The following is a 26,682-nucleotide window of genomic DNA, read 5'->3' as shown; positions in this document are numbered from 1 at the left end:
TGTACGTCGGACGGGAGACAGCGGGAAAGGGGCTGGGGAGGGTCAGGCGGCGGTGGCCGTGACGTGGCCGCCGAGCACCGTGGACAGCACGGCGAAGAACTCCGGCAGCTGGTCCTGGTAGTAGAAGTGGCCGCCCGGCAGGACGTGCCGGGTGAAGGCGTGGTCAGTGACGTCGGCCCAGTGGCCGAGTGAGGCGGCCGGCGCCACCGGGTCGGCGTCCCCGCCGATCACGGTCACCGGGCAGTCCACGCGGGCCTCGGCCGCAGCGCACCGGTACACGTCGTCGATGGCGAAGTCGGCGCGGATGGAGGGGATGACGATCTCGCGCAGCTCCAGGTCGTCGAGGATGCCGTCGTCGGTGCCGCCGCGTTCCTTGATGGCGGCCACCAGCTGATCGTCGTCCAGCCGCTCGGGGTGGACCACGGCCGGGTTGGCGAGGAACGGCGCCCGGCACGCGGAGGCGACCAGGGCCCGCGGGGTGCGTCCGGCCGCCTGGAGCAGCCGGACGACCTCGAAGGCGACGAGGGAGCCCATGCTGTGACCCAGCACCACGAGGTCGTCGGCGGCTCCCTCGGGCAGGCACGCGGCCACCGGTCCGGCCAGGTCCGCGATGTCGCGGGGCAGGTCCTCGGCATAGCGGGCGCCGCGCCCCGGGTACTGGCCGATCAGCAGCCGTACGTCGGCGGGGAGGTGCTCACGCCATTCGGCGTAGCCGTGGGCGTTCCCGCCGGCGTGCGGCAGGACCAGGAGCGCGGTGCGCTGCGGGCCCTCCCCGGGCAGGTCCCACACCACGTCGTCGGGCGCGGGCCCCTGGCCGCGGGCGTGCATGTCGTGACCGGTCGGGCCGGACAGGTGACCGGACGGGGCGGTGAAGTCGGTGACGTCGGTCAGGTCGGTCATGAGGAACTCCGTTCGTGGTCGGTGGTACGGCGGCGCAGGGCGGGCCGGGCCCGCCGAGGCTTGGCGGTGCCCGCCGCCGGCCGGGACTCGATGCACTGGGCGAGGGCGGCCGGGGTGGGGTGCTGGAAGACGTCGCGGAGGGTGAGGGTGACTCCGAGCGCGGTGCCGAGCCGGTGGGTGAGGCGGGCGGCGAGCAGCGAGTGCCCGCCGTGCTCGAAGAAGTCGTCGTCGATCGACAGGGGTCCGGCCGCGCCCAGGGCCTCGGTGAACGACTCGAGGACGGTGCCTTCGAGAGGGGTGCGCGGGGCCCGGCCACCGGTGGACACCACGGCGCGCGGGGCGGGCAGCGCCCGTTTGTCGATCTTGCCGTTGGGGGTGAGCGGCAGCCGCTCCATCGGCACCACGTACGCCGGCACCATGTGGTCGGGCAGCCGCTCCCGCAACCAGCGCCGGATCTCCTGCGGTTCGGCGTCGGCGGGGCCGACGGCCACGGTGTACGCGACGAGTTGGGGAGTGCCGTTGGTGTCGGGGTGGAGCGCCACCGCGGCCTGGGTGAGGTGGGGGTGGGTGGTCAGCAGGGTCTCGATCTCGGTGGGTTCGATGCGGAAGCCGCGGATCTTGACCTGGCCGTCGGTACGGCCCGCGTAATGCAGGTTGCCCTCGCGGTCCCAGTGCGCCAGATCGCCGGTCCGGTACAAGCGGCTGCCGGAATCCCCGTAGGGGTTGGGCAGGAACCGGGCGGCGGTGACGTCCGGCTGCGCCAGATAGCCGTGGGCCAGGCCGTCACCGGCCAGATACACCTCACCGATCACCCCGGCCGGTACCGGACGCAGACGCCCGTCCAGGACGTAGGCGTACTTGTTCGCCACGGGCCGCCCGATCGGAACCGCACCACCCGAAACAGCGTCCACCGCATAGGTGGTCGTGAACCCCAGCGACTCGGCCGGACCGTAACCGTTGACGATCCTCAGCCGCGGATACAGCCCCGACAACCGGCCGATGTGCGTCGGCGAAGCCGGCTCACCCCCCGTGAACACCACCCGCACCGTGGCGAACGCCTCCGGATGCTCATCGGTGAGGTAGTTGAACAGGCTGGACGACAGCTGAAGCATCGTCACCCGATGCCGCACCGCCAGCTCCGCCACCACAGCCGGCTCCGGACGCTGCCCCGGCTGAAGCACCGACACACCGCCGTGCAGCAACGCCCCCCAGAACTCCAGACTGAACGCATCCCACGACACCGGAGAACACTGCAGGAACACCTCATCCGGCCCGAAGTCCGCGTAAGTCTGCGACGACACCGTCGACACCAGATTGCGATGCGTGGACAAAATCCCCTTCGGACGCCCCGTCGACCCCGACGTGAACATCACACACGCGACATCCTCACCACCCACCACCACCGGCAAGTCCGACGACTCGCCTGCGGCTATCTCCGCCCGCTCGGCGTCGACCAGGACCGCAGTCCATGGGCCGCCGACCATCCGTGCGTGGTGTGCGGTGTCGGTGACCAGAACGCGCGGCCCGGCATCCGCCGCGATGTCCCGCAACCGCTCGTCCGGGAACTCCGGATCCAACACCACATACCCCGCCCCCGCCTTCACCACCGCAACCAGAGCGACCGCGAACTCCACACCGCGCTCCAGCAGCACACCCACCACATCCCCACGCCCCACACCCCGGGCCCGAAGATGCCGCGCCAACCGGTTCGCACGGACATTGACCTCCCCGTACGACACCGGCACACCACCCGCGACCAACGCCACCGCACCCGGCCGCTCCCGCACCCGCTCCTCGAACCGCACCGACAACACCGGCACACCCGCCACCGGCACCGGCACCGAACCACCCGCCCACTCCCCCAGCACCCGCCCCCACTCCACCCCATCGAGCAGGTCGAGCTCCGAGAGGGAAACCTCCGGGGTGATCACCGCGTGTTCCAGCACCCGTTCCAGCATCCGCACCATGTGCTCGACGGTCTCCCGGTCGTACAGGTCGGAGCTGTAGAGCACCGCGCCGGTCAGGCCGGTGTCCTCGTCGGCGGTGAGCAGGAACTCCAGGTCGAACTTGACCGCCCCGGTGGCCAGCGGCTCCGCCGGTCCCGCCCGCAGGCCCGGGAAGTCAGGGGCGGGCGCCTGACCCTGCTCCAGGGCCAGGCAGATCTGGAAGAGGGGGTGCCGGGCGGGCGAGCGTGCCGGGTTCACGGCTTCCACGACGAGGTCGAACGGGGCGTCCTGGTGGGCGAACGCGTCCAGGTCCGCGGTACGGACCCGGGCCAGCAGGTCCCGGAACGCCGGGTCGCCCGAGGTGTCCGTCCGCAGCACGACCGTGTTGACGAAGAAGCCCACGAGGTCCGTGAGCGCCTCGTCGGGACGGCCCGCGACGGGCGAACCGAGCGGGATGTCCGTGCCGGCGCCCAGCCGGGTGAGCGTCGCGGCCAGCGCCGCCTGGAGCACCATGAACGGCGTGCACCTCTCGGCGCGTGCCAGTGCGACCACGCGTTTGTGCAGGTCGCGGCCGAAGTCCAGGTGGACCGCTCCGCCGAGCCGTCCGGCGACCACCGGCCGGGACCGGTCCGTCACCAGGCCCAGCTCCTCGGGCAGGCCTGCCAATGCCCCACGCCAATACGTCAGTTGCTCGTCGAGGACCTGGCCCTCCAGTGCCGGGCGCTGCCAGAGCGCGTAGTCGGCGTACTCCAGCGGCAGCGGCTCCGGGTCGGGGGCCCGGCCGTCCAGCCGGGCGGCGTAGGCGGCGGACAGGTCGGCGAAGAGGGGCCGCAGTGACTGGCCGTCGGTGGCGATGTGGTGGAGCAGGACCAGCAGCGTGGACCGCCCGTCGCCCTCGCGGAACAGGGTGGCTCGCAGCGGGTGCTCGGTGGCCAGGTCGAAGGGGTGCCGGGCCGCGGCGAGCAGTTCGGTCTCCGCTTCTTCCGGTGCCACGTCGCGCACCTCGACATACACGCAGGCGGCGGCCTCCTCGGCCGGGGTGACGACTTGGTGGGGCTGTCCGTCGGCGGTGGCGAAACGGGTCCGCAGCGGAGCGTGCCGCGCGACCAGGTCGCCGACGGCGGCCCTCAGTGCCACCGTGTCCACGTCACCGCCGGTCAGCCGGACCGCCATCGGCACGTTGTAGGCGGTGTCCGCGCCCCGCAGTCCCGCCATCAGCCACAGCTGCTGCTGCGCGTGGGAGAGCGGCAGCCGCTCGGGGCGCACGGCGGCGCGGGTCGGCGGTGGCAGCGCCGGGCGGCCGGACGCCTCCGTGATACGCCGGGCCAGGGCGGCCGGGGTGGGGTGCTGGAAGACGTCGCGGAGGGTGAGGGTGACCCCGCACGTGGTGGCGACACGTTGGATGAGGCGGGCGGCGAGCAGGGAGTGCCCGCCGTGCTCGAAGAAGCCGTCGTCGATCGACAGCGGCGCCGCCGAACCCAGAACGTCGCCGACCAGGGTCCTCAGAAGCTCCTCCAGTTCGGTGCGCGGTGCCCGCCCACCGCTTTCCAGGGGTGCCTCCACGGCAGGCAGGGCCCGCTTGTCGAGTTTCCCGTTGGGGGTGAGCGGCAGCCGGTCCAACACCGCGAAGTGCGTGGGCACCATGTGGTCGGGCAGCCGCTCCCGCGACCAGGCGCGCAGGACGGCGGGCGTCACGGAGGCCCCGGGTACGGCCGTCACGTAGGCGGTGAGGTGGTCGGTGGCCAGGACGACGGCCTGGGTGAGGTGGGGGTGGGTGGTCAGCAGGGTCTCGATCTCGGTGGGTTCGATGCGGAAGCCGCGGATCTTGACCTGGCCGTCGGTGCGCCCCGCGTAATGCAGGTTGCCGTCACGGTCCCAGTGCGCCAGATCGCCGGTCCGGTAGAGCCGACTGCCGGACTCGCCGAAGGGATTCGGAAGGAACCGGGCGGCGGTGACGTCCGGCTGCGCCAGATAGCCGTGGGCCAGGCCGTCACCGGCCAGATACACCTCACCGATCACCCCGGCCGGTACCGGACGCAGACGCCCGTCCAGGACGTAGGCGTACTTGTTGGCCACGGGCCGCCCGATCGGAACCGCACCACCCGAAACAGCGTCCACCGCATAGGTCGTGGTGAACCCCAGCGACTCCGCCGGACCGTACCCGTTCACGATCCTCAGCCGCGGATACAGCCCGGACAACCGGCCGATGTGCGTCGGTGAAGCCGGCTCACCCCCCGTGAACACCACCCGGGCATGAACAAACGCCTCCGCATGCTCATCCGTCAGATAGTTGAACAGGCTGGACGACAACTGAAGCATCGTCACCCGATGCCGCACCGCCAGCTCCGCCACCACAGCCGGCTCCGGACGCTGCCCCGGCTGAAGCACCGACACACCGCCGTGCAGCAACGCCCCCCAGAACTCCAGACTGAAGGCATCCCACGACACCGGAGAACACTGCAGGAACACCTCATCAGGCCCGAAGTCCGCGTAAGTCTGCGACGACACCGTCGACACCAGATTGCGATGCGTGGACAAAATCCCCTTCGGACGCCCCGTCGACCCGGATGTGAACATCACACACGCGACATCCTCACCACCCACCACCACCGGCAAGTCCGACGACTCGCCTGCGGCTATCTCCGCCCGCTCGGCATCAAGGACGACGTGACTCCCGCAACCGTCGGCAACCCGGCCACGATGAGCGCTGTCGGTGACCAGGTCCCGCAGGCCGGCATCCGCCGCGATGCCCCGCAACCGCTCGTCCGGGAACTCCGGATCCAACACCACATACCCCGCCCCCGCCTTCACCACCGCAACCAGAGCGACCGCGAACTCCACACCCCGATCCAGCAGCACACCCACCACATCCCCACGCCCCACACCCCGGGCCCGAAGATGCCGCGCCAACCGGTTCGCACGGACATTGACCTCCCCGTACGACACCGGCACACCACCCGCGACCAACGCCACCGCACCCGGCCGCTCCCGCACCCGCTCCTCAAACCGCACCGACAACACCGGCACCCCCGCCACCGGCACCGAACCACCCGCCCACTCCCCCAGCACCCGCCCCCACTCCACCCCATCGAGCAGGTCGACGTCGGACAACGCCTCCCCGGGCGCCGTCAGGAGGCGTTCCACGAAGGCCAGGAACCGGTCCTGGTGGCCGGCGACCGCGGCGAGGTCGCACACCTCGGGCGAGGCGTCGAAGTCGATGCGCAGCCCGCCTTCGGGACCGAGGTCGTAGACGCCGACCGCGAGGTCCTCGACGGGTCCGTTGCCGAGGTTGTGCTGGACGGTGGGCAGGCCGAAGAAGCGCATGCCGGGGTTGAACGCCATGATGTTGACCTGCGGGGAGGCGATCCGTCTCGATCCCTCGGCCAGGCCCAGGTCGCGGCAGATGTCCTCGTACCGGGTCCGCTGGTGCTTCAGTCCCGCGCGGGTCGTGGTCACGACCGTTGCCAGCAGGTCGGCGAGTGAGCCGTCGGCGCTGACCGGCACGCGCAGCGGGATGACGTTGGACATCATGGCGGGTGTGCGCCGGGCCAGTTCGGTGCGCCGGCTCGTCACCGGCAGGCCCAGCACGGGTTCGGCCGTCCCGCAGACCCGGTGGACGTAGGCCGCGACGAGGGCCAGCACCAGCATGGTCCACGGGGCCCGGTGCCCGCGGGCCACCTCTCTGAGCCGGTGGGTCCGCTCCGGCCCGAGGAGCACGGTGCGCCGGGTGAACGGCAGGTGCCCCGGCCGGGTCTTCGCGGTGTGGCCCTCGGCCATGCGCGGCGCCGGCTGGAGACCGGCCAGGTGCTCGGCCCAGTGTGCCCGGTCCGCCGCGCCCTCCTCCGAGACGCGGTAGGCGGCGTCCTCGGTGAGCAGGTCGGCGAGGGTGCCGAACGGTGACTCCCCCCACGGCAGGCCCGCCGCCGCCTGTTCGTACAGGTCGACGAGTCGCTGGTCCAGCAGGGCGATGCCCATGCCGTCGATGGCCAGGTGGTGGAAGGCGTGGAAGTAGAACCAGCGGTCCTCCCCCGTCCCGGTGCGGCCCGCGCGGATCAGGGCGTGTCGGGTGAGCCAGTCGTGCGCCAGGTCGAAGGGGCGGGCCAGTTCGGCGTCCATCCAGGCGCGGGCCGCCGCCACCGGGTCGGTCTCGTCGCTCACGTCGACCATGTGCAGGGTGCGTCCGATGGGCTTGGCGTGCACTTCCTGCCACAGGGAGCCGTCCTCGTCGGAGCCGGCGCCGCGGATGCGCAGTACGTCGGCCTCGCAGGCCAGCCGGTACCAGCAGCAGGCCAGCAGACCGGTGTCCAGCGGGCCGGTGAGTTCCCGGTACTCCCCGATGTTGTAGCGGCAGCCGGAGTCGTCCAGTCCGTGCGCCATCCAGATGTCGCGCTGCGCGGCCGACATGGGCAGCCGCACCGTGGCGGGCCCGTACGCGGTGCCCTGTTCAGACGCGTTCGGGGACATGGAGGTGCTCCTCGGGTTCGGGGGTGGCTGGGGGTTCGGGACTGTCGGGTCGTCGTTCCGGCCGTGTGTCATCCAAGTCCCGCCCGGTGGCCGGGGGCGGCAGTTGGTGCGGCAATGCGGGAGCAGGTCACCGGGCGGCGGCAGTTGCCGCGGCAGGGTGGGCCCAGGCGGCGCGTGCCAGACCGAGGACCCGGAAGCGGGAGACGCCGTCCCGGTACTCGGCGCGCACCACACCGTTGATCAACAGCTCGTGCAGGAGACGGCCGCAGTCGGGCAGGGAGAGGCCGGTGAGGGCGGTGAGTTCGGTCAGTTCGCGGCCCTGGTCCGGGTCGGCACCGGGGGTCGCGCCGTGGGCCGCGGGCGTGCACAGGGCGTCCAGCAGCGTGCGCGCCCCGGCCGGCAGCCGGGTCAGGCGGTCGTGCAGGGCCGTGCGCAGATCGGCCGCGCCGCCCGCCTCGCACAGGTGGTGCAGCAGCGCGGCCGGGTCCGCGCCCAGGCCGTCGCACAGGGTCGCCAGGTCGTACACCACCAGCCAGGAGGCGGCTGCGGCCAGTGCTCCGGGGTGCCCGTCCAGGAGGCGGCAGACCCAGGCGGCGCGCTCCAGGTCGGCGGGCCCGGCCACGAAGTCGGGCCGGGCCCGGCGTACGTGGTCCAGGAAGAGGCGTACGGCCGGAGTCGCGGCGTCGGCGCTGCCGTGCGCCGGTATCTCCAGCGGGGACAACAGGAAGACGCGCTCGCCGGGGACTCGCCAGGGGGCGTCCGAGGTGACGAGCAGGCGCAGTCCCGGGCAGGCTCGCAGCAGTGCGGTGAGCCGGTCCGGGCGGGGCGGTGCGGCCGGGGCGCCGTCGAGTACGAGCAGTGCGTTGCCGTCGCCGACCAGCTCGGTCAGGGACGCGGCTGCGGCCCCGGCGCCGGTGCGCGCGCCGGGGCCCGGGGTGCCGTACAGGTCGTCCACGAGTTCCGCCACGGGGGTGGTGGTCTCGTCGCCGCAGGCGAGGTACTCGGCACGGCCGCCGGGGAAGGCGTGCCAGAGCACCGGCAGGCCCGCGCCGTGCAGCCGTTCGGCCACCGCCAGCGCCAGCCGGGTCTTGCCGACGCCCGTCAGTCCCACCATGGTGATCAGGCGTTCCGTGCCGGTCCCCGACAGCTCGGCCACCAGGACGTCCCGCTCGCCCTCGCGGCCCGCCATGGCGTGCAGGGCCGTGGGAGGCGCCGCAGGCTCCTGACGGTCGGTCACGAACCGTCCCTGGTGCGCGGCTTCCTCCAGGGCCGCCCGGGCCCGCGGGCCCAGCCGCAGCGCGTCCGCCACCAGCTGCACGGTGGCGGAACGGGGCCGTCTCGCCTTGCCCTGCTCCAGGTCGCGTATGGCACGGACGCTGATCGTGGACAGGTCGGCGAGCTCGCGCTGCGTGAGCCCCATGCGCAGGCGGTGCGAGCGGATCAGCGATCCGAGCGGTGACGTCTCCTGCGCGGCGGGGACGCGGGCGGGGAGGACGGAGGGGATGCGGACGGCGAGGGTGTCCATGGTGACGCTCCCGGTGTAAGCGGCGGTGGGTGGCGGTGCGGGACGGCGCGGTCCGTGCCCGACTCCCATCGTCGGCAGAGGGCTATCCCGGGGGCATTCCGCTGCGACCGCACGGCCGGCGGACCGCTATCACGTGCCGTCGCCGCCTGCGCCGCCGCGTGATAGCGCGGCGATAAGGCCGGGGCCGGTGCCGGGATTCCAGCCGTTCCTAGCGTGGTGCCCACGAAGAAGGAAGCGCCCCGGACCAGCCGGGACGCCCCACCGGAAGGACACCGATCATGGCTCTCGTTCCCGCAGTGCGCGCCGCTCTCGTCACCGTCGCCGTCGCCGCCGCCACCCTCCTCGGTGCCCAGATGGCCCAGGCCGACGGTACGGCCGCCACCACCTCCACCGGTACGGGTGTGACCGCGCCGCTGGCCGCCCCGTCGCCGACCGCGACCGCCACCGGTGACACGAACCCGTGGGACTGATCGCACGGGGGACGGCACAGACCCCGGCGGCGCCCGGCGCCGCCCGCGTATGGCGCCGTCGCACGGGACGGTGTCACCCGCCGACCGCCTGACCCCACTGGCCCTGGCCCACGGCGAGTTGGCCCGCCGGATTCGCTCCGGCCGCCGGATCCGCTCCGGCCGTGGCGAGCAAGCGCTGCGCCTCCGCCAGCTCCGGTCCCATCCGCCGTTCCCGCAGCGCCCCCGTCGCCGCCTCCAGCAGCTCGCGCGACCGCGCCCGGTCCGCCGCGTCGCCGCTCGCCGCGAGCAACCGCGCGAGGTCCAGCCGTACCAGCGCCGCACCGCCGTGGTCCATGATCTGCTCGCGCACCGCCAGCGCCTGCGCGTAGAAGCCGCACGCCTCCTGCCGGCGTCCCATCTCGGTGTGCGCGTGGCCGAGGTCCCGCAGCAGGTGGCCCTCGCCGATCACGTCGCCGCTGTCCCGGCACAGCTCCAGTACCTCGGTGAACGTCCGTACCGCCGCCGCGTACGCGCCCTGTCCCTGTTGCAGTTGCCCTGCCCGGCGCAGGGTGCGCGCCTCGCCGCCCGTGTACCCCACCGAGCGGTAGATGCCGAGGGCCTCGTCCAGCCGGGACTGGGCCGTGGTGATCTGCTCGCGCCGCATCCAGATGTGGGCGCTCTGGGTCAGCACGATGGCCCGGCCCACCACGTCACCGGCCTGGTCGAAATCCCGCAGCGCACGGTCGTACAGCGTCAGGGCCCGGTCGTCGTCGCCCCGCATCCGCGCGAGCAGCGCCAGGTCCCGGTGGCACAGGGCGAGCCCTTTGCGGTCGCCGAGCACCTGGAACAGGTCGAGCGCGGAGGTCAGTACGCCCAGCGACTCCTCGTGCTGGCTCCGCCCGAGGTACAGCACGCCCAGCGAGCTGAGCAGCGCGGCGGTGCCCCGTGTGTTGCCCGCGGCGCGGACGCACTCCAGCGCCAGTTGGTGGGTGCGCAGCCAGTCGTCGAAGTAGCCCTTGCCCTCGAACAGGGTGGCCAGCGTGGTCGCCAGGTCCCAGCACAGCTCGTCCATCCCGGCGCCGGCGGCCTGCTCGACGGCCTCGACGAGGCCGGCGTGCTCGCTGTCCAGCCACTCCAGCGGGTCCACGAGCAGTTCCGCCACGCAGTTGGCCGGCGGCACCCAGCGGGGCGCGGTCCCGTGCAGCACGGTGAAGTCACCGCCGTAGATGCGCCGGTGGGCCTGCTCGGCCAGGGAAAGCCAGCCGCCCGTCATGCGCTCCAGGGCCGCCGTCTGTACGGCGGGCGCGTCGTGCAGGAGCAGTTGCTCCCGGGCGAACACCCGGATGATCTCGTGGAAGCGGTAGCGGAACCCGCCGGTGGACTCCACTCCCACCACGTCCAGCATCTGCACGTCGACCAGCGGCTCCAGCAGGTCCGACGGGTAGGGCCGGTCGTCGTCCAGGAGCGCTCCGGCCAGCCAGCCCGGCAGGGTGGCCGTCCGCGCCAGGCTGAGCAGCCGCAGCAGTTTCCGGTCGCCGGGCGCCAGGCCGTCGTGGGTGAGGGAGAGGCTGGCCCGCATGGTCATCTCGCCGTGCGTCAGCTCGTCGAGCCGGTGGCGTTCGCTGGCCAGCCGCTGCACCATCGACGCCAGGCTCCAGTGCGGGCGGGCGGCGAGCCGTGCGGCCACGATCCGAAGGGCCAGCGGCAGCCCGCCGACGGTCCGGATGAGCATCTCGGCGGACGGCCGCTCCCGCTCCACCCGGTCGGCGCCGATGACCCGTGCCAGCAGTTCCAGGGCCCGTTCGGTGCTCATCACGTCGAGTTCGACGCGTTGCGCGCCGGGCAGCCCGGTCAGCCGGATGCGGCTGGTGACCAGTACGGCGCACTGGCTGCTGCCGGGCAGCAGCGGGCGTACCTGGCTCTCGGACACGGCGTCGTCCAGCACCACCAGGATCCGGCGCGAGGCGAGCAGCGTGCGGTACATCTCGCCCCGCTCGTCCTGCGACTCGGGGATGACGGCCCCGGGGATGCCGAGCGCCCGCAGGAAACGTCCGAGCACCTCGTTGGACGCGGCCGGAGCGCCGGTCGTGCCGCGCAGGTCGCAGTACAACTGGCCGTCGGGATACGCGTGTTCGCCGAGCCGGTGCGCGATGTGGGTGGCCAGCGTGGACTTTCCGGTGCCCGGCTTGCCGACGATGACGGCGAGGCCGACGGAGCGGCGCGAGCCGTCCCCCAGCAGGAGGCGCTCGATGCCGGCGATCTGCTCCTCGTCGCCGACGAAGTCGAAGGTGTCCGCGGGCAGTTGCCGCGGGATCTCCTCACCGGAGGGGGCACCGGACGCCGGGGGCCCCGGTGTGGTGCGGGCGGGCGGCACGTCGACGCGGTACGCGGTCGCGGGGGTGCCGTGCCCATCCGGGGAGGGGAGGTCGTGCCCGTCCGGGGAGGGCGTGTCGAGGACGGCCCCGCCCGGTGCGCGGACCAGGACCGGCCCGAGGGTCAGAGCCGGGTTGTGGGCACCGGGCGTCGGGCCTGCCGACCCGGAGGTCGCGGAGGTCCCGTGTGTCCCGGCCGTTCCGTGAGGCACGGTCAGCCCCTGATCCCCGGCCAGCCCATGTGTCCTGGCGAGCCCTTGATCCCCGGCCAGCTCACGTGTCCCGACCGACCCGGGCGTCCCGGGCGTCCCGGCGAGGCCGGTCGCCTCGGCCGTACGAAGTGTCAACCCCACCGCAGGCGCACCCGTCGAGGCGGTGCCGTCAGCCCCGGGGTGTCCGGCCGAGGCGGTGCCGTCCGCCCCGGCGTATCCGGCCGAGGCGGTGCCCTCCGCCCCGAGGCGCCCGCCCGCGGCGGCGCCGTCGGACCCCACGTGCCCACCCGAGGCAGTCCCCCCGCCCCCAGCACGCCCGGCCGGGGCGGGCACCCCCACCCCGGCCGGGTCACGACGCCCCTCCCGCGGGTCCGGTGCCGTCCCGCTGCCACCCGCCCCCGGCGCGGCATGCGGGCCCGTGTCCGCGAGGCCGGGACCGGTCGCCGCCGGGGGCACTCCGCCGACGGTACGGCCTCGGTCACCGGACGCCGCGGGGGGCACGTCTCCCGCGAGGATGGCCGCCTCCAGACCGCGCAGCTCAGCGCCCGGCTCCAGCCCCAGCTCCACCACGAGCAGTTCGCGCCCGACGCGGTACGTCTCCAGCGCCTCGGCCTGCCGGCCGGACCGGTACAGCGCCAGCATCAGCTGCCCGCGCAGCCGCTCCCGCAGGGGATGGACGTGCACGAGTGTCTGGATCTCGGCGACGAGCTGGTGGTGCCGGGCGAGTTGCAGCTCCAGGTCGATGCGTGTCTCGGCGGCGGTCATCCGCTCCTCGTCGAGCTGGAGCGCCTTGTTGCGCAGGGTCTCGCTGGGCATCCCGTTCAGGCAGCTGCCCTGCCACAACTCGTCGGCGGCGCGTAACAGATCGGCGGCGGCGCCCGGGTCGCCCTGCCGGGTCGCGACGCGCGCCTCGGCGACCCTGCGCGCGAACAGCAGGGCGTCGACCTGCTCGTGCTCGGTCCTCAGGACGTAGCCGGGCGGACGTGTGGTGATGGCGGCGGCGATGTCGGCCTTGCTGAACAGTTTCCGCAGCCGCGACACACAGATCTGGACCTGGGTGCGGGCGGTGTCCGGCGGCTCGTCGTCCCAGATGAGGTCGACCAGGTAGTCCGTGCTGACGATGCGGTCGGCCTCCAGCAGCAGCGCTGCCAAGATGACTTCCTGACGGCCGGGCGGCACGCGCACGAGTCCGATCGGTCCGGTCACCGTCAGCGGACCGAGGATGCGGAACGCCACGGATTCCGGAGTGCGGACAGCCCCGCCGGGCGAAGCAGTCATAACTCTCCCAGCAGAGGCCGCACCTGGGTGGTGGAGCGCTGGCTCAGTCTCGCTGAAACGTTCACAGGTTGTCCATGGCGCGGACTTTTCATGTTGATGAAGTGTCGTTGGCCGAATCCCGCCTGTCGGGTGACCTCACCGGAGCCCGTGTCGACGCAGGTCGAGCCGGCACCGTGACGTCGCGTCACCGTCCGGTGGGGCGCTCCCGTGATAGGGGGGCGATAGCTGCGGGATGCGTCCGTCGCCGACGGTGGTGACACCGCGGTGCCCCTGGCTCGTCACCGCGCCGCCCCACCGTCGCTCGCCAAGCGGCCGCACGAGAGGACATGCCATGGACATCCCGCACCCCCGGCGCCCCGCGCCGAGCCGCGTCGTCACCGAGTCCGGGGTGGACCATGTGCGTCTCGCCTATGACTATCTCGACGCGGGGGACGTCGACGGCTACGGCTCACTCCTCGACGCCGACGCCCTCGGCACCGACCTGGAGCAGTCCCGCCCACCGGGCATCCGGCACCTGATCAACCGCATCGTGGCGGACGGCGACTGCGTGGTCGTGATGGGCCGGCTGGCGCCCCAGCACCGCGAGTTCGTGGACGTCTTCACCCTCTCCCCGGAAGGCATGCTCCGCAGTTGCCGCCGCTACTACGCCGATGCCCCGGCCTGAACCGGCCTCATCCCGCGTCGCCCGCCCCGGGGGCAGCCCGCTCGCGGCCCCAGGCGGCCAGTGGCCGAAGCGCGTCGTTCAGGCGCGTGCCCTCATCGGTCAGCGAGTACTCGACGCGGGGCGGCACCTCGTCGTAGGAGACGCGGCGTACGACGCCGTCCGCTTCCATCTCCCGCAGGTGAGAGGCCAGCACCTTCTCGGTGATTCCCGGGAGCATCCGGCGCAGTTCGCCGAAGCGGCGGCAGGGCTGCTCGTGCAGCGCCCACAGGATCAGCACCTTCCACTTGCCGCCGATCACCTCCATGGCGACGTCGATGCCACAGACGTGCCGGTCCGGTGCGCCCGGCCGGTTCAGCGTCGTCATGCCCCACCCCTTCCGACGTGCTCGCTCACCCCGGGGTAACCACCCACTCCAAAGTGCGTACTTGATCACCCCGGGCCCTCTGGCCAGCCTAATCGGCATGGCACAGAACACCGTTGAACAGGACACCATGAAGAAGACGCCCGTCACCCTGCTGGGCATCGGCGCGATGGGCACCGCGCTGGCCCGCACCTGGCTCGCCACCGGCCACCCGCTCACCGTCTGGAACCGCACCCCGGCCCGCGCCGCCGCGCTCGCCGCCGAGGGCGCGGCCGTCGCCGACAGCGCCGCCGAGGCGGTCGCGGCGAACCCCCTCGTCGTCGTCTGCCTGCTCGACGACGCGTCGGTCGGTGAGGCGCTGGCCGGCACCGACCTGACCGGCAAGGACCTGGTCAACCTGACCACCAGCACCCCCGCCCAGGCCCGCGCCCGCGACGAGTGGGCCCGCGCACGCGGCGCCCGTTACCTCGACGGCGGGATCATGGCCGTCCCCCCGATGATCGGCGTCCCGGAGGCCGGCGGCTACGTCTTCTACAGCGGCTCACACGACCTGTTCGAACGGCACCGGCCGACGCTGGCCGTGCCGGCCGGCACCCGCTACGTCGGCGAGGACGCGGGCTTCGCGGCCCTGCACGACGTGGCACTGCTCAGCGCCATGTACGGGATGTTCGCCGGGGCCGCGCACGCCTTCGCCCTGATCCGCAAGGAGGACATCGACCCCACGTCACTGGCCCCGCTGCTGGCCGACTGGCTCGTCGCGATGGCCCCGGCCGTGCACCAGACCGCCGGCCAGCTGCGCAGCGGCGACTACACCCAGGGCGTCGTGTCCACCCTCGCCATGCAGGTGGCGGGCACACCGACCTTCCTGAGCACGGCCGAGCAGCAGGGCGTCAGCCCGGAACTGCTCACCCCCTACTTCCGCCTGATGCGCCGCCGCCTGGCCGAGGGCAGCGGTGATGAGGACCTGACGGGCGTGATCGACCTGCTGCTGCGCTGACCGACAGCTCGCGGGCCGAGCCGCACCACCCGCGCCGACCCCGACCGCCGAAGATTGGCTGGAAACAGCACGCTCCAGCCCATCAGTTCCCTCACGTCACCGGCGTCAGGGGGTGACAGCCACAAGATGACGGACCACCGGATGACGGACCCGGCGGATACGAACCCGACGGATGACAGACCCGACGGTTGACAGGTCCCCGCCATAACGCCACGCTCGAAGAACGCTTCTGAGAGCGCTCTCAGAACTACGGCAGCTTCAGCTTCCCTTCCCCACCGGCAACAGCCGAAGGAGAGCAGAGCATGATCAGCACACTGAGGTGGCGGGCACTGGCCGTGGTGGCCATGGTCCTGGCCCTGGCGGGCTCACTGCTCGCCGTGGGCGCGACGACACCCGCCCATGCGGCGGTCCCGGCGACCATCCCCCTGAAAATCACCAACAACTCGGCCCGCGGCCAGCAGGTGTACCTCTACAACGTCGGCACCGAGCTGTCGACCGGACGCCAGGGCTGGGCCGACGCGAGCGGCACGTTCCACCCGTGGCCCGCCGGCGGCAACCCGCCGGTTCCCGCCCCCGACGCCGCGATACCGGGCCCGGCCGTGGGCCAGTCGATGACCATCCGGATGCCGAAGTTCTCCGGCCGCATCTACATGTCCTTCGGGCAGAAGCTCGTGTTCAAGCTGGCCACCGGCGGTCTGGTGCAGCCGGCGGTGCAGAATCCGTCCGACCCGAACCGCAACATCCTCTTCCACTGGGCGGAGTACACCCTCAACGACTCCGGGCTGTGGTTCAACAGCTCGCAGGTCGACATGTTCGCCGTGCCCTACTCGGTGGGCGTGGAGCGCTCCGACGGAAGCACCGCCACCACCGGCCGGCTCAAGCCCGGCGGATACAACGGCTTCTTCAACGCACTCAGGGGACAGTCCGGCGGCTGGTCCAACCTCATCCACACCCGGTCCGACGGCACCGTACTGCGGGCACTCGCCCCGCTGTACGGGCTGGAGACCGGCGCCCTGCCGGCCTCGGTCATGGACAACTACATCAACCGCGTCTGGAGCAAGTACACGACCTCCACACTGACGGTCACCCCCTTCGCCCACCAGCCGAGCACCAAGTACTACGGCAGGGTCTCCGGTGACGTCATGAACTTCACCAACAGCTCGGGCGCCGTGGTCACCAGCTTCCAGAAGCCCGACGCCGACTCCGTCTTCGGCTGCCACAAGCGGCTGGACGCCCCCAACGACCAGGTGCGCGGCCCCATCTCCCGCACACTGTGCGCCGGCTTCAACCGCTCCACCCTCCTCACGAACCCCAACCAGCCCGACACCAGCTCGGCCGGCTTCTACCAGGACGCCGTCACCAACCACTACGCCCGGCACATCCACGCCCAGATGGCCGACGGCAAGGCCTACGCCTTCGCCTTCGACGACGTGGGCCACCACGAGTCCCTCGTCCACGACGCCAACCCCCGCCAGGCCCTCCTCACCCTGGACCCGTTCAACTGACCGCCCCATAAGGGCAGGCGTCCGCCAGACCCCACCGCCACCAGGACCGTCCGACACGACAGCACACTGACGCGCTGCTCGCATCGGGCGGTCCTGCTCTACCGTCCCATGGTGGGCGCACGCACCCCAGTGCCCAGAACTATGGTGTCCCACCACATACGTCAACGCCCGGCACGTTCCTACTGTGTGGCGACACGCAAACGTCCCCGCCAAATGCCAGGAAGTGGTGCCGATGTCGTCGCCCTCTAGCGCCCCACCCGCTCCCCCGACGCCGAACAGCCTCAAGCGCATCGTCGCCGCGTCTCTCATCGGCACCACCATCGAGTGGTACGACTTCTTTCTCTACGGCTCCGCCGCCGCGCTCGTCTTCAACAAGCTGTTCTTCCCGGACTCCGACCCGCTCGTCGGCACCCTGCTGTCGTTCCTCACGTACGCGGTCGGATTCGCCGCCCGTCCCCTGGGCGCCCTGGTCTTCGGGCACTACGGTGACCGGCTCGGGCGCAAGAAGCTGCTGGTGCTGAGCCTGCTGCTGATGGGCGGCGCGACCTTCGCCATCGGTCTGCTGCCCACCCACGCCAGCATCGGGGTCACCGCGGCCGTGCTGCTGACCGTGCTGCGTCTCGTGCAGGGCTTCGCGCTCGGCGGTGAGTGGGGCGGGGCCGTGCTGCTCGTCTCCGAGCACGGGGACGCGCGGCGGCGCGGCTTCTGGGCCTCGTGGCCGCAGACCGGGGCCCCCGCCGGCCAGCTGCTGGCGACCGGTGTGCTGTCGCTGCTCACCGCCGTGCTGTCGGACTCCGCCTTCGAGAGCTGGGGCTGGCGCATTCCGTTCCTGCTGTCCGGTGTGCTGGTGATCGTCGGCCTGTGGATTCGGCTGTCCGTCGACGAATCGCCCGTCTTCAAGGAGGCGCTGGCGCAGGCCGAGGCCCGCAAGGCCGATGTGGACGCGGTCGTCGAGAAGATGCCGCTCGTGGCCGTCCTGCGTCACCACTGGCGTGACGTTCTCGTCGCCATGGGCGCGCGCATGGCCGAGAACATCAGCTACTACGTGATCACCGCCTTCATCCTCGTCTACGCCACCACCTCGGCCGGTGTCTCCAAGCAGACCGCGCTCAACGCGGTCCTGATCGCCTCGGCCGTGCACTTCGCGGTCATCCCGCTCTGGGGCGCGCTGTCCGACCGCGTCGGCCGCCGGCCGGTGTATCTGATCGGAGCGGTCGGTATCGGCCTGTGGATGTTCCCGTTCTTCGCGCTCATCGACACCGGCGGGTTCGGCGCCCTGCTCCTCGCGGTGACCGTGGGCCTGGTGCTGCACGGGGCGATGTACGCACCGCAGGCGGCGTTCTTCTCCGAGATGTTCGCCACCCGGATGCGCTACTCCGGTGCCTCCATCGGCGCCCAGTTCGCCTCCGTCGCGGCCGGCGCGCCCGCCCCGCTGATCGCGACCGCTCTGCTCGCGGACTACGACAGCTCCACCCCGATCGCCCTGTACGTCATCGCCGCCGCGCTCGTGACGGTGATCGCCGTGCTCGCGGCCAAGGAGACCCGCAACCGCGACCTGTCCGACGTGACGCCCACCGCCGACCGCGCGCCGGCGAAGACCCCGGCGGCCGACCCGCACAGGGTCTGACCCGGCCCGCACCGACCGCCCCCCGTACGCCCCGCGCGTACGGGGGTCAGTGCTGTACCGGTGCCGACAGACGGTGCAGGCGCAGGGCGAGTTGTATCTCCAGGGCGCGGGCCGGGCTCTGCCAGTCGTCGCCGAGGAGCCGGCCCACGCGCTCCAGACGCTGGGCGACCGTGTTGACGTGGACGTGCAGTTCGTCCTTGGTGCGGGCCGGGCTCATGCCGCAGGCGAAGTACGCGTCCATCGTGCGCAGCAGTTCGGTGCCGCGCCGCTCGTCGTACGCCACCACCTGGCCGATGGTGCGGTCCACGAAGCCCGCGACGTCCCGGTCTCCGGCGAGGAGCAGCCCGAGGAACCCGAAGTCCTCGGCGGCGGCGCCGTCCCCCGCGCGTCCTAGGAGGCGCAGCGCGTCGAGGCAGCGTCTGGCCTCCGCGTAGCCCGCGGCCACGGCGTCCGGGGCGGCGGCGAGGCCCTCGACCGGTGCCGAGGCGCCGACGGTGACGGCTTCGTGCACGGCCGTGCCGAGGTGGCGGGCGGTGCGGCGCGCCACGTCGGTGGCGGTGTCGCCGGTGCCCAGCGGCAGCAGCAGGACGGTGCCGCCGTCGCGGGCGGCGGCGAGGCCCTGCCGGGTCGCGGCGAGGTGGGACGCGGCGGCCCACAGGCGACGGCGGGCGTCCGCCTCCTGTTCGGCGTCCTGCGCCGCGCCGTCGAGGCGGGCGGCGAGCACGACGTGCGTGGCGTCGAGGTCGGCCCGCAGCCGGGTGGCGCGTTCGCGCAGCAGGCGCGGGTCGCGGTCGCGGGCGTCGAGCAGGTCGTCCAGCAGCTCGCCGCGGACGCGCTGTTCCGCCTCGGCCGCCGACCGCCTAGCGAGCAGCAGCAGCGAGGTGACCATCGCGGCGCGCTCCAGGGTGCGCTGGTCGACCGGGTCGAGTCCGGGGTGGCCGCGCAGCACGAGCGCGCCGAGCAGTTCGCCGCCCGCGGTGACGGCGGCGATCCACGCGTCGCCGTGCCGCACCGCGTGTCCTCCGGCGCGGGAGGCCTCCAGGGCGCCGGCGGGCGCGTCGGCCGCCTCCGTGAACTCGACCGTGCCGTCCAGCACCTGGGAGACGGCAGCGGCCACGTCGTGGACCCCGCCGCCGCGCAGGACGAGTTCGGCGAGCCGGTCGTGGACGTCGGAGGCGCGCTCGATGACGGCGCTGCGGTCCTGGATGATCTCGTTGGCCCGCTCCAGGCCGGCGAGGGCCGCGCGGGTCTCGGTCAGCAGGTTCGCGGTGTCGATGGCCGCTGCGGCGAGCGCGGCGAAGGAGCCGAGCAGGGCGATCTGCTCGCGCTCGAAGACGCGGGCACGGCGGTCGGCGGCGAACAGCACGCCGATGACGCCCGACCCGAGCATCAGGGGCACGCCGAGGATGGCGACCAGCCCTTCGTCCCGGACGCCCGCGTCGATGGAGTCGGTGTGCTGGAAGCGCGCGTCCTGGAAGTAGTCGTCGGTGACGTAGGGGCGTGCGGTCTGGGCCACGAGGCCTCCGAGACCCTCGCCCATGCCGAGGCGGAGCTGCTGGAAGCGGGCGGCGACCGAGCCCTCGGTGACGCGCATGTAGGTGTCGCCGCGCTCCGGGTCGTTCAGGCTGAGGTAGGCGACGTCCGTGCCCAGCAGGGAGCGGGCGCGCTGCACGATCGCCTGGAGGACGGCGTCCAGGTCCCTGAGGCCCGCCAGGTCGTGCGCGGTCTCGAAGAGGGCCGACAGCTCGGCCTCCCGGCGGCGCCTGCCCTCCAGCTCGGCGCGGACGCGCAGCGCGAGCAGCTTCGCGTGCTCCAGCGCGGCGATCCGCTCGGCCGGCGCGCCCTGGGCGCGGGCCCGCAGCACCGGCTGCTCGTAGGCGTCGGCCGCCGCGCCTCTGGCCAGCAGCTCGAGATACGGCGCCTCGGCGTCGCCGGACGCGGCCCCTGCACGGACGGCGGCGGCGCCCTCATCGACGGGGTCCGCCCCGGTGCGGACGGCGGCGCCCTCATCGACGGACGCGGCTCCGGCCACAGCCGCTCCAACTCCGGAACTGGCGGCACAGGGAGCCGAGCGCTCCCCCCTGGCTTCGGTGCCACTGGTGGAGCGCTCGGCCGACTGCACGTGATCGCGGGACATGCTCACAGGATTCACCATCGCCCCGTCCGTCCGGCAGGCCTGTGGAAAACTCACCGGGCCGGTGGGCCGGTGGTCAGTGCGCGGTCCAGCCGCCGTCGAGGACGAGCGAGGCGCCGGTCACGAAGGACGCCGCGGGTCCGCAGAGGTACGCCACGGCCTCGGCTACCTCGTCCGGCTCGATGAGCCGCTTCAGGGCGGTGTCCCGCAGCATGACCTCGGACAGCACGCGCTCCTCGGGGATGCCGTGGGCCCGGGCCTGGTCGGCGAGCTGCTTCTCCACGAGCGGGGTGCGGACGTACCCGGGGTTCACGCAGTTCGAGGTGACGCCGTGCGGGGCGCCTTCCAGCGCGGCCGTCTTGGACAGGCCCTCCAGGCCGTGCTTGGCGGACACGTAGGCCGCCTTGAACGGCGAGGCGCGCAGGCCGTGGACGGAGGAGATGTTGACGATGCGGCCCCAGCCCTGTCCGTACATGTGCGGCAGAGCGCCGCGGACGAGCCGGAAGGGGGCCTCCAGCATGACGGTGAGCACGGTGTGGAAGACGTCGGGCGGGAAGTCCTCGATGGGGCTGACCAGTTGCAGCCCGGCGTTGTTGACCAGGATGTCGGTGCCCGCGGCGGCGTGTTCGGCGGCGTCCAGGTCGGTGAGGTCGAGGACGTGCGGTTCGACGGTGCCCGGCAGGCCGGCGGCCGGTTCGGCGAGCGCCTCCAGGCCGGCGGCGTCGCGGTCGACCGCTCTGACCTTCGCCCCGGCGGCGGCCAGCCGCAGCACGCAGGCGCGGCCGATGCCACCGGCGGCGCCGGTGACGAGGGCGGTGCGGCCACCGAGGTCGAGCGGGGAGGCGTGGGGACCCGGGAAGGGACTGGGCGCGGTCATGGCTCGACCCTAGGCAGCGGCCCCCCACCGCCCCATGTGCTCACCACCCACACTTCACAGGGAAGGGATGGGGTCGTACCACGTCGGCGTGTCCGACAGCGCCAGTTTGATCCGGTGCAGCGCGAACTCGTTCAGCTGCGGCAGCGCGTCCACCTCGAACCATCCGACGTCCAGCGACTCGTCGTCGTTGACCCGGGCCTCGCCGCCGACCGCGCGGCAGCGGAAGCTGATGTCCATGTACTGGCAGATGTCCCCGTTGGGGTAGCTGACGGGTTCCAGCGCCTGCACGAGGACGACCCGCTCCGGGACGCAGTGCACCGCCGTCTCCTCGTGGACCTCCCGCACGGCGCAGGCCGCCGGCTGCTCGCCCGGGTCCGGGATGCCGCCGATCAGCGACCACTTGCCGTTGTCCGAACGGCGCCCCAGCAGCACTCTGCCCGCGTCGTCGAAGACGATCGCGGTGACTCCGGGGAGCCACAGCAGCTGCTGACCGGCCGATGCCCGCAGGGAGCGGATGAACTCAGGAGTTGCCATGAGGCCGACCCTAACGGCGGGATTGCGCCGCCACGGCCGGTTCCGGGGGCGTACGGCGGTCGTACGGCTACACGTCACCCGCGCGTCGGCCGCGCACACCCGCGCCGATCGCCCAGCCGAGGCCACCGGCCGCGACCAGCACGAGAGCGATCTCGGGCAGGATGCCCAGCCGGGTGGCGGGCGTCTGCGACGAGCGCAGCGGGACCTCCTGGACCAGTGAGTCGGCCACGAACATGCCGGTCCTCTGCGTGATGGTCCCGTCCGGCATGATGACCGCGCTGACACCGCTGGTCACCGGCACGGTCACGGCCCTGCTGTGCTCGACGGCCCGGATGCGGGACATGGCGAGCTGCTGGTGGGTCATCTCGCTGCGGCCGAAGGTCGCGTTGTTGCTCGGCACGGAGATCATCTGCGCCCCGTCGGTGACGGTGTCGCGCACGGCCCAGTCGAAGGCGGCCTCGTAGCAGGTGGCCAGGCCGACGCGGGTGCCGCCGACGGTGAAGACGCCGGGCTCGCTGCCCCGGCTGAAGTCCTGGCGGACCATGGAGGTCCAGGTCCCGTTGATCGCCCCGATGAGCGAGCGCAGCGGCAGGTACTCGCCGAACGGCTGGATCTGCCGCTTGTCGTAGGTGTCGACGGGGCCGTCGGCCGGGTCCCACAGGATCTGCTCGTTGAGCAGCCTGCCGTCCTTCTCCACGACACCGCCGACGGAGATGGGCACGCCGATCGACCTGGCGGCGCCGTCGATCACGGCACGCGCGTCGGCGTTGGCGAACGGGTCGATGTCCGACGAGTTCTCGGGCCACAGCACGAAGTCGGGCCGGGCGACCGTCCCGGCCCGGACCGCGGCGGCCAGGCGTTCCGTCTCACGCGCGTGGTGGTCGAGTACGGCGCGCCGCTGGGCGTTGAAGTCGAGGCCCGCGCGCGGCACGTTGCCCTGTACGACGGCGACGGTCACGGTGCCGTCCTCGGCCGCGTCGCTCACCAGCGGGCGGGCGGCGACGGCCGCGACGACCGGCACGGCCAGGCCCAGCAGGGCCGCCGCGGCGGCGCCCCGCCGTACGTCACGCGTGCGGCGCGCCCGGAGGGCGAGGCGGACGACCTCGTACAGCGCGAAACCGCACAGCACGACCGCGAAGCCGAGCACCGGGGTGCCGCCCAGGGCGGCGAGCGGCAGGAACACGCCGTCCGCCTGCCCGAAGGCGGTCTTGCCCCAGGGGAAGCCGTTGAACGGCGCACGCGCGCGTGCCGCCTCGCCCGCGATCCACAGCGCCGCGGCCCACACCGGCCGGGCGGGCAGCCGCGAGACCGCGGCGACGCCCGCGCCGACCAGCGCGACGAACACCGCCTCCACCGCGACGAGCGCCAGCCAGGGCCCGGGGCCCACCTCCACACCGGTCCACACCAGCAGCGGCAGCAGGAAGCCGAGGCCGAAGAGGTAGCCGAGACCGAGGCCCGCCTTCCAGCTTCGCCCGCGCAGCACCCCGCCGAAGACGGCGAAGGCCGGCAGGGCCAGCCACCACAGCGTCCGCGGCGGGAAACTGACGTAGAGCAGCACTCCGGAGAGCACCGCCGCGGCGGACGGCGTGAGACGCGCGAGCCACGCGAGACGTGCGCCGCGAGACGCGGACGCCGCCCGGGGCTCCAGCCGGTCCGACTCGCCTACGGAGGTTGCGGTGACGGTCACTCCGGGAGTGTACGGCGGCTGACCTGCGCACCGACAGCGCGGCCCGGGGCGCCCGGCCCCGCCGCCACCCCCTTCCCGGCCGCAGTACCAGTCCTTCAGCCCCCACCGCACCCCCACCGCTCCACATGACCCGTCCGCAACTTCTCCACAAACCGTCCACCAGCCGTTACGGTGGCCACGTCCTGGTCCCGGCCCTGTCGCGGGCGCGCGGCCGGGACTGTCACAGGTCGGGGGCGACGTGGTTCGGGGGGCGGGGTGGGTCTCACGGGGATGATGGCGTCTGCGGAGTCGGCGCACGTCGGACGGCACAGCGTGTGGGACGAGGGAAGGGACGGCGTTTCCGATGTGGCGGGGGTGGCGATCCTCGGTGCCTGCGCCGTCTGGTCGCTGATCACGGGCGCCGCACACGGGGGACGGCCCGAGGGAGTGCTGCTCGCGGTGCTGGCGGTCGCCGCCGGTTACGCCGCGGGCCGGATCTCCGGCGCGCTGCTGCCGGTCGCCGCGCCGTGCGCCTGGGCGCTGGCCGGCGTCGTATTGACGGTCGCCGTTCCGCACCTCGCGCCGGGGCCGCAGATCGTCACGCCGCTCGGGCACGCGGGGGCCACCGCGGCCGTGCTGGCCCTGTCGGCGGGTGCCGCGTGCTGCGCGGTCTGGGCCGCCCCGACCCGCGCGGCACGCCTCGTGCTGAGCGTGCCGGCCGTCGGGGCCGCGGTGACGGCCGCCGCGCTCGGCTCCACCGCCGGGTGCGTGGCCTGTGGCGCGGTGCTGCTGTGCGCGCTGGCCGCCGGACGGATGCGGCACCGCGGGGCGGGCATCGCGGGGCTGGCGCTGGTCGCGGCCCTGGTGGCCGTCCTGATCCCGGCCGTCGCGGCCCGTCGCCTGCCGGGCGGACTCGCCTCGGCCGTGGACGAACAGCTGACGTCACACCGCGTACGGCTGTGGCACGACGCGCTCGGCATGGCCGGGCAGGACGCCGCTCTCGGCGTCGGCCCGGGGCGCTTCGGAGAACTCAGCGCCACGGCGGCCGGCTCGCTGCTGTCCGACGGCAAGCCGCACTCGGCGCCGCTTCAGCAGGCGGCCGAGCAGGGCGTCGTCGGGGTGGTCCTGCTGGCGGCGGCCTTCGGCTGGTTGCTCCACGCGCTGTGGCGCACACCGCGCCCGACGCCGATCGCGCTCACGGCGGGCGCCGCCCTGACGGTGCTGGCGGCCATCGCGTCGGTCGGCAACGCGCTCAGCTTCACGGCGGTCACGGTGGGCGCGGGAGTGCTGGCGGGCCTGGCCACGGCCCGGCCGTTCACGGACGACCCGCCGGAGCCGGTTGGGTGACGCACACCGCCGGCAGGACCGGCCCGCCGGGTGATCGCGGTGCCGAGGTGCGGACGTGCCGCCGTACGCCGCCGGGCCGGACGGTCGCCGTCGGTGTCCCACGCGCCGCCCTGCCGCCGCTGACGCACACCGCCGTACGGGGCGCCGGTTCAGTGGGCGGAACCGGGTGTCGTCGGCCGCAGCCGGTCCCTGATGACGCGCACCGCCGCTTCGGCGTCGTCCACGGTGACCGTGAACGTGTGCCCGTCCCACAGCCGCAGCACGATGCCCTCACCACCGCGTACGACGACGGCCGTGCCCCTCTCGGGGCGCCAGCGGTATCCCCAGCCGCCCCAGTGGCGCGGCGTGACGTGCGGGGCGAAGTCGGCGCCCGCGACGTGGGAGAGCGGGATGCGGCGGCGCGGCACGCCGATGTGGCCGCAGCGCACCTCCAGCCAGTCCTGGTCCACGCGCAGCGCCACGTGCACGAAGGCGAGGGTGCCGAAGAGGACCAGCAGACCGGCCGCGATGCAGCCGACGACCGCCATGGCCAGCGGGGCGATTTCGGTGGTCCACGCGGAGTCCACGGCGAGCCCGATACCGAGGGCCAGGCAGCCCGCACCGGCGAGCGCCGCCAGCCACTGGGCCCGGTTGGTGGCGCGTCCCGTCCAGACATCGGGGTGCGGGCCGTCCGCGCCGTGCCCCGTGCTGTGGGAGTGGTGCCTCATGCCTCCGAGGGTACTCAGGTTCCGCCGCGCGGGACCCTCGTCGCGGAGGGCGACTGCTCCGGACGGGCGCGGCCGGAATACGCGCCTGCGGTTCCGGGGTGCGGCCCGGACGCCGCGGTTCCGATTCCGATACCCGGCCTGCGGGCTTCACGTCGGATCGCGATACGCGGCCCGCGTGCTCCGGGCTCCGGTTCCGTTGCCGCGCGGCCCGAACGCTGCGGATCCCCTTCCGGTGCGCGGCCCGGGCGCTGCGGGGGCGATCCGGATACGCCGACCCGGACACGGCGGATCCGATCCCGATGCGCGACCCGGCCGCCGCGCTCACCCCGCCGGTGCGACCGTCCGCAGCATCCGCCCCTCCTCGTAGGACAGCGCGGCGGCGGGCAGCGGGCCCTCCCGGCCGCTGAGCAGCACCGTCAGGGTGCCGCCCGCGGCGGCGCGCCGCTGCGGCCCGGCGCCGATCCGGCGCAGCGCCTGGGCGGCGACCGCCCCGGCGGACCCGTGCAGGACGAGCGGCGGGAAGCCGGGGCGCTGGACGGCGGCCCTGATGCGCTCGGCGACCAGTTCGTAGTGGGTGCAGCCCAGGACGACGGTCGTCACGTCGTCGGGCGTCAGTTCCGCGGCGGCGGCCACGGCGGCGTCGATCGCCGTCTGGTCGGCGTGCTCGACGGCCTCCGCGAGCCCCCAGCAGGGCACCTCGGTGACGCTCACGCCGGCGGCGAAGTCCCGGATGAGGTTCTTCTGGTAAGGGCTGCCGGTGGTGGCGGGGGTGGCCCAGATCGCGACGGGCCCGCCGCCCGCGGCGGCCGGCTTGATCGCCGGAACGGTGCCGACGACCGGGATGCCGGGTTCCAGCCGGGCGCGCAGCGCGGTCAGGGCGTGCACGGTGGCGGTGTTGCAGCCGACGATGAGGGCGTCGGGCCGGTGCGCCGCGGCGGCCTCGGCGACGGCGAGCGCGCGCTCGGTGAGGTCCTGCGGGGTCCTCGGTCCCCAGGGCATGCCGTCGGGGTCGAGGGAGAGGACGAGATCGGCGTCGGGGCGGAGACGCCGTACCGCGGCGGTGGCCGCGAGCAGACCGATTCCGGAGTCCATGAGCGCGATCTTCACCCGGCCACGA

At 73.3% G+C, this 26,682-nt stretch carries 17 protein-coding genes; 6 read left to right on the top strand and 11 right to left on the bottom strand.

The genetic code is table 11. From position 1 onward, the window contains the following. Positions 1-42 precede the first annotated feature (42 nt). The 3 genes from AB0M97_RS11620 to AB0M97_RS11610 form a co-directional block, all read right to left on the bottom strand. Positions 43-828: an alpha/beta fold hydrolase gene (locus AB0M97_RS11620; RefSeq protein WP_365960770.1), complete on the bottom strand. Its 786-nt coding sequence runs from the start codon at positions 826-828 to the stop codon at positions 43-45. Positions 829-896: 68 nt separating this feature from the next. After that, on the bottom strand, positions 897-7,310 hold the full coding sequence (locus AB0M97_RS11615; protein WP_365960605.1) for an amino acid adenylation domain-containing protein: 6,414 nt from the start codon (positions 7,308-7,310) through the stop codon (positions 897-899). A 127-nt stretch (positions 7,311-7,437) separates the two neighbouring features. Continuing rightward, a complete protein-coding gene (locus AB0M97_RS11610) occupies positions 7,438-8,835 on the bottom strand; it encodes a helix-turn-helix domain-containing protein (RefSeq protein WP_365960604.1) in 1,398 nt (465 codons plus the stop codon). Between the two features lie 278 nt (positions 8,836-9,113). Here AB0M97_RS11610 and AB0M97_RS11605 point away from each other — a divergent pair, with 278 nt between their 5' ends. After that, a complete protein-coding gene (locus tag AB0M97_RS11605) occupies positions 9,114-9,305 on the top strand; it encodes a hypothetical protein (protein WP_365960603.1) in 192 nt (63 codons plus the stop codon). 73 nt (positions 9,306-9,378) lie between these two features. On the opposite strand, the gene AB0M97_RS11600 is transcribed toward AB0M97_RS11605, so the two are convergent. After that, positions 9,379-13,104, bottom strand: coding sequence for a BTAD domain-containing putative transcriptional regulator (locus AB0M97_RS11600; protein ID WP_365960602.1), 3,726 nt, complete (start codon positions 13,102-13,104; stop codon positions 9,379-9,381). A 373-nt stretch (positions 13,105-13,477) separates the two neighbouring features. On the opposite strand from AB0M97_RS11600, the gene AB0M97_RS11595 reads away from it, so the two are divergent. Further along, positions 13,478-13,810, top strand: coding sequence for a nuclear transport factor 2 family protein (locus tag AB0M97_RS11595; RefSeq protein ID WP_365960601.1), 333 nt, complete (start codon positions 13,478-13,480; stop codon positions 13,808-13,810). Positions 13,811-13,817: 7 nt separating this feature from the next. On the opposite strand, the gene AB0M97_RS11590 is transcribed toward AB0M97_RS11595, so the two are convergent. After that, a complete protein-coding gene (locus AB0M97_RS11590) occupies positions 13,818-14,174 on the bottom strand; it encodes a helix-turn-helix domain-containing protein (RefSeq protein ID WP_365960600.1) in 357 nt (118 codons plus the stop codon). Positions 14,175-14,271: 97 nt separating this feature from the next. Here AB0M97_RS11590 and AB0M97_RS11585 point away from each other — a divergent pair, with 97 nt between their 5' ends. The 3 genes from AB0M97_RS11585 (at position 14,272) to AB0M97_RS11575 (ending at position 18,300) form a co-directional block, all read left to right on the top strand. Next, entirely contained in the window at positions 14,272-15,168 is an 897-nt protein-coding gene (locus AB0M97_RS11585) for an NAD(P)-binding domain-containing protein (protein ID WP_365960599.1), read from the top strand. A gap of 302 nt (positions 15,169-15,470) precedes the next feature. Then, positions 15,471-16,673 (top strand): glycoside hydrolase family 64 protein, encoded by a 1,203-nt coding sequence (locus AB0M97_RS11580; RefSeq protein WP_365960598.1) that lies wholly within the window; start codon positions 15,471-15,473, stop codon positions 16,671-16,673. A gap of 232 nt (positions 16,674-16,905) precedes the next feature. Beyond that, positions 16,906-18,300, top strand: coding sequence for an MFS transporter (locus AB0M97_RS11575; protein WP_365960597.1), 1,395 nt, complete (start codon positions 16,906-16,908; stop codon positions 18,298-18,300). A gap of 46 nt (positions 18,301-18,346) precedes the next feature. Here AB0M97_RS11575 and AB0M97_RS11570 read toward each other — a convergent pair whose 3' ends face one another. The 4 genes from AB0M97_RS11570 to lnt form a co-directional block, all read right to left on the bottom strand. Next, positions 18,347-20,206, bottom strand: coding sequence for a GAF domain-containing protein (locus AB0M97_RS11570; protein ID WP_365960769.1), 1,860 nt, complete (start codon positions 20,204-20,206; stop codon positions 18,347-18,349). Between the two features lie 304 nt (positions 20,207-20,510). Further along, the gene (locus AB0M97_RS11565) at positions 20,511-21,311 is read right to left on the bottom strand and encodes a 3-hydroxybutyrate dehydrogenase (RefSeq protein WP_365960596.1); all 801 of its coding nucleotides are present in this window, start codon (positions 21,309-21,311) and stop codon (positions 20,511-20,513) included. Between the two features lie 54 nt (positions 21,312-21,365). Then, positions 21,366-21,845 (bottom strand): NUDIX domain-containing protein, encoded by a 480-nt coding sequence (locus AB0M97_RS11560; RefSeq protein WP_365960595.1) that lies wholly within the window; start codon positions 21,843-21,845, stop codon positions 21,366-21,368. Positions 21,846-21,912: 67 nt separating this feature from the next. After that, a complete protein-coding gene (gene lnt / locus AB0M97_RS11555) occupies positions 21,913-23,532 on the bottom strand; it encodes an apolipoprotein N-acyltransferase (RefSeq protein ID WP_365960593.1) in 1,620 nt (539 codons plus the stop codon). 354 nt (positions 23,533-23,886) lie between these two features. Here lnt and AB0M97_RS11550 point away from each other — a divergent pair, with 354 nt between their 5' ends. Then, positions 23,887-24,858 (top strand): O-antigen ligase family protein, encoded by a 972-nt coding sequence (locus AB0M97_RS11550; protein WP_365960592.1) that lies wholly within the window; start codon positions 23,887-23,889, stop codon positions 24,856-24,858. Positions 24,859-25,007: 149 nt separating this feature from the next. On the opposite strand, the gene AB0M97_RS11545 is transcribed toward AB0M97_RS11550, so the two are convergent. Both AB0M97_RS11545 and AB0M97_RS11540 read right to left on the bottom strand, forming a co-directional pair. Beyond that, positions 25,008-25,565, bottom strand: coding sequence for a hypothetical protein (locus AB0M97_RS11545; protein WP_365960591.1), 558 nt, complete (start codon positions 25,563-25,565; stop codon positions 25,008-25,010). Positions 25,566-25,886: 321 nt separating this feature from the next. After that, positions 25,887-26,672 carry an aspartate/glutamate racemase family protein gene (locus AB0M97_RS11540; protein WP_365960590.1) on the bottom strand — a complete coding sequence of 262 codons (786 nt, stop codon included), beginning with the start codon at positions 26,670-26,672 and terminating at the stop codon, positions 25,887-25,889. Between the last annotated feature and the right edge of the window lie 10 nt (positions 26,673-26,682).

Origin of the sequence: Streptomyces sp. NPDC051207, assembly GCF_040682395.1 — a bacterium.
GTDB lineage: Bacteria > Actinomycetota > Actinomycetes > Streptomycetales > Streptomycetaceae > Streptomyces.
This window is presented reverse-complemented; position numbering and strand designations above follow the sequence as displayed.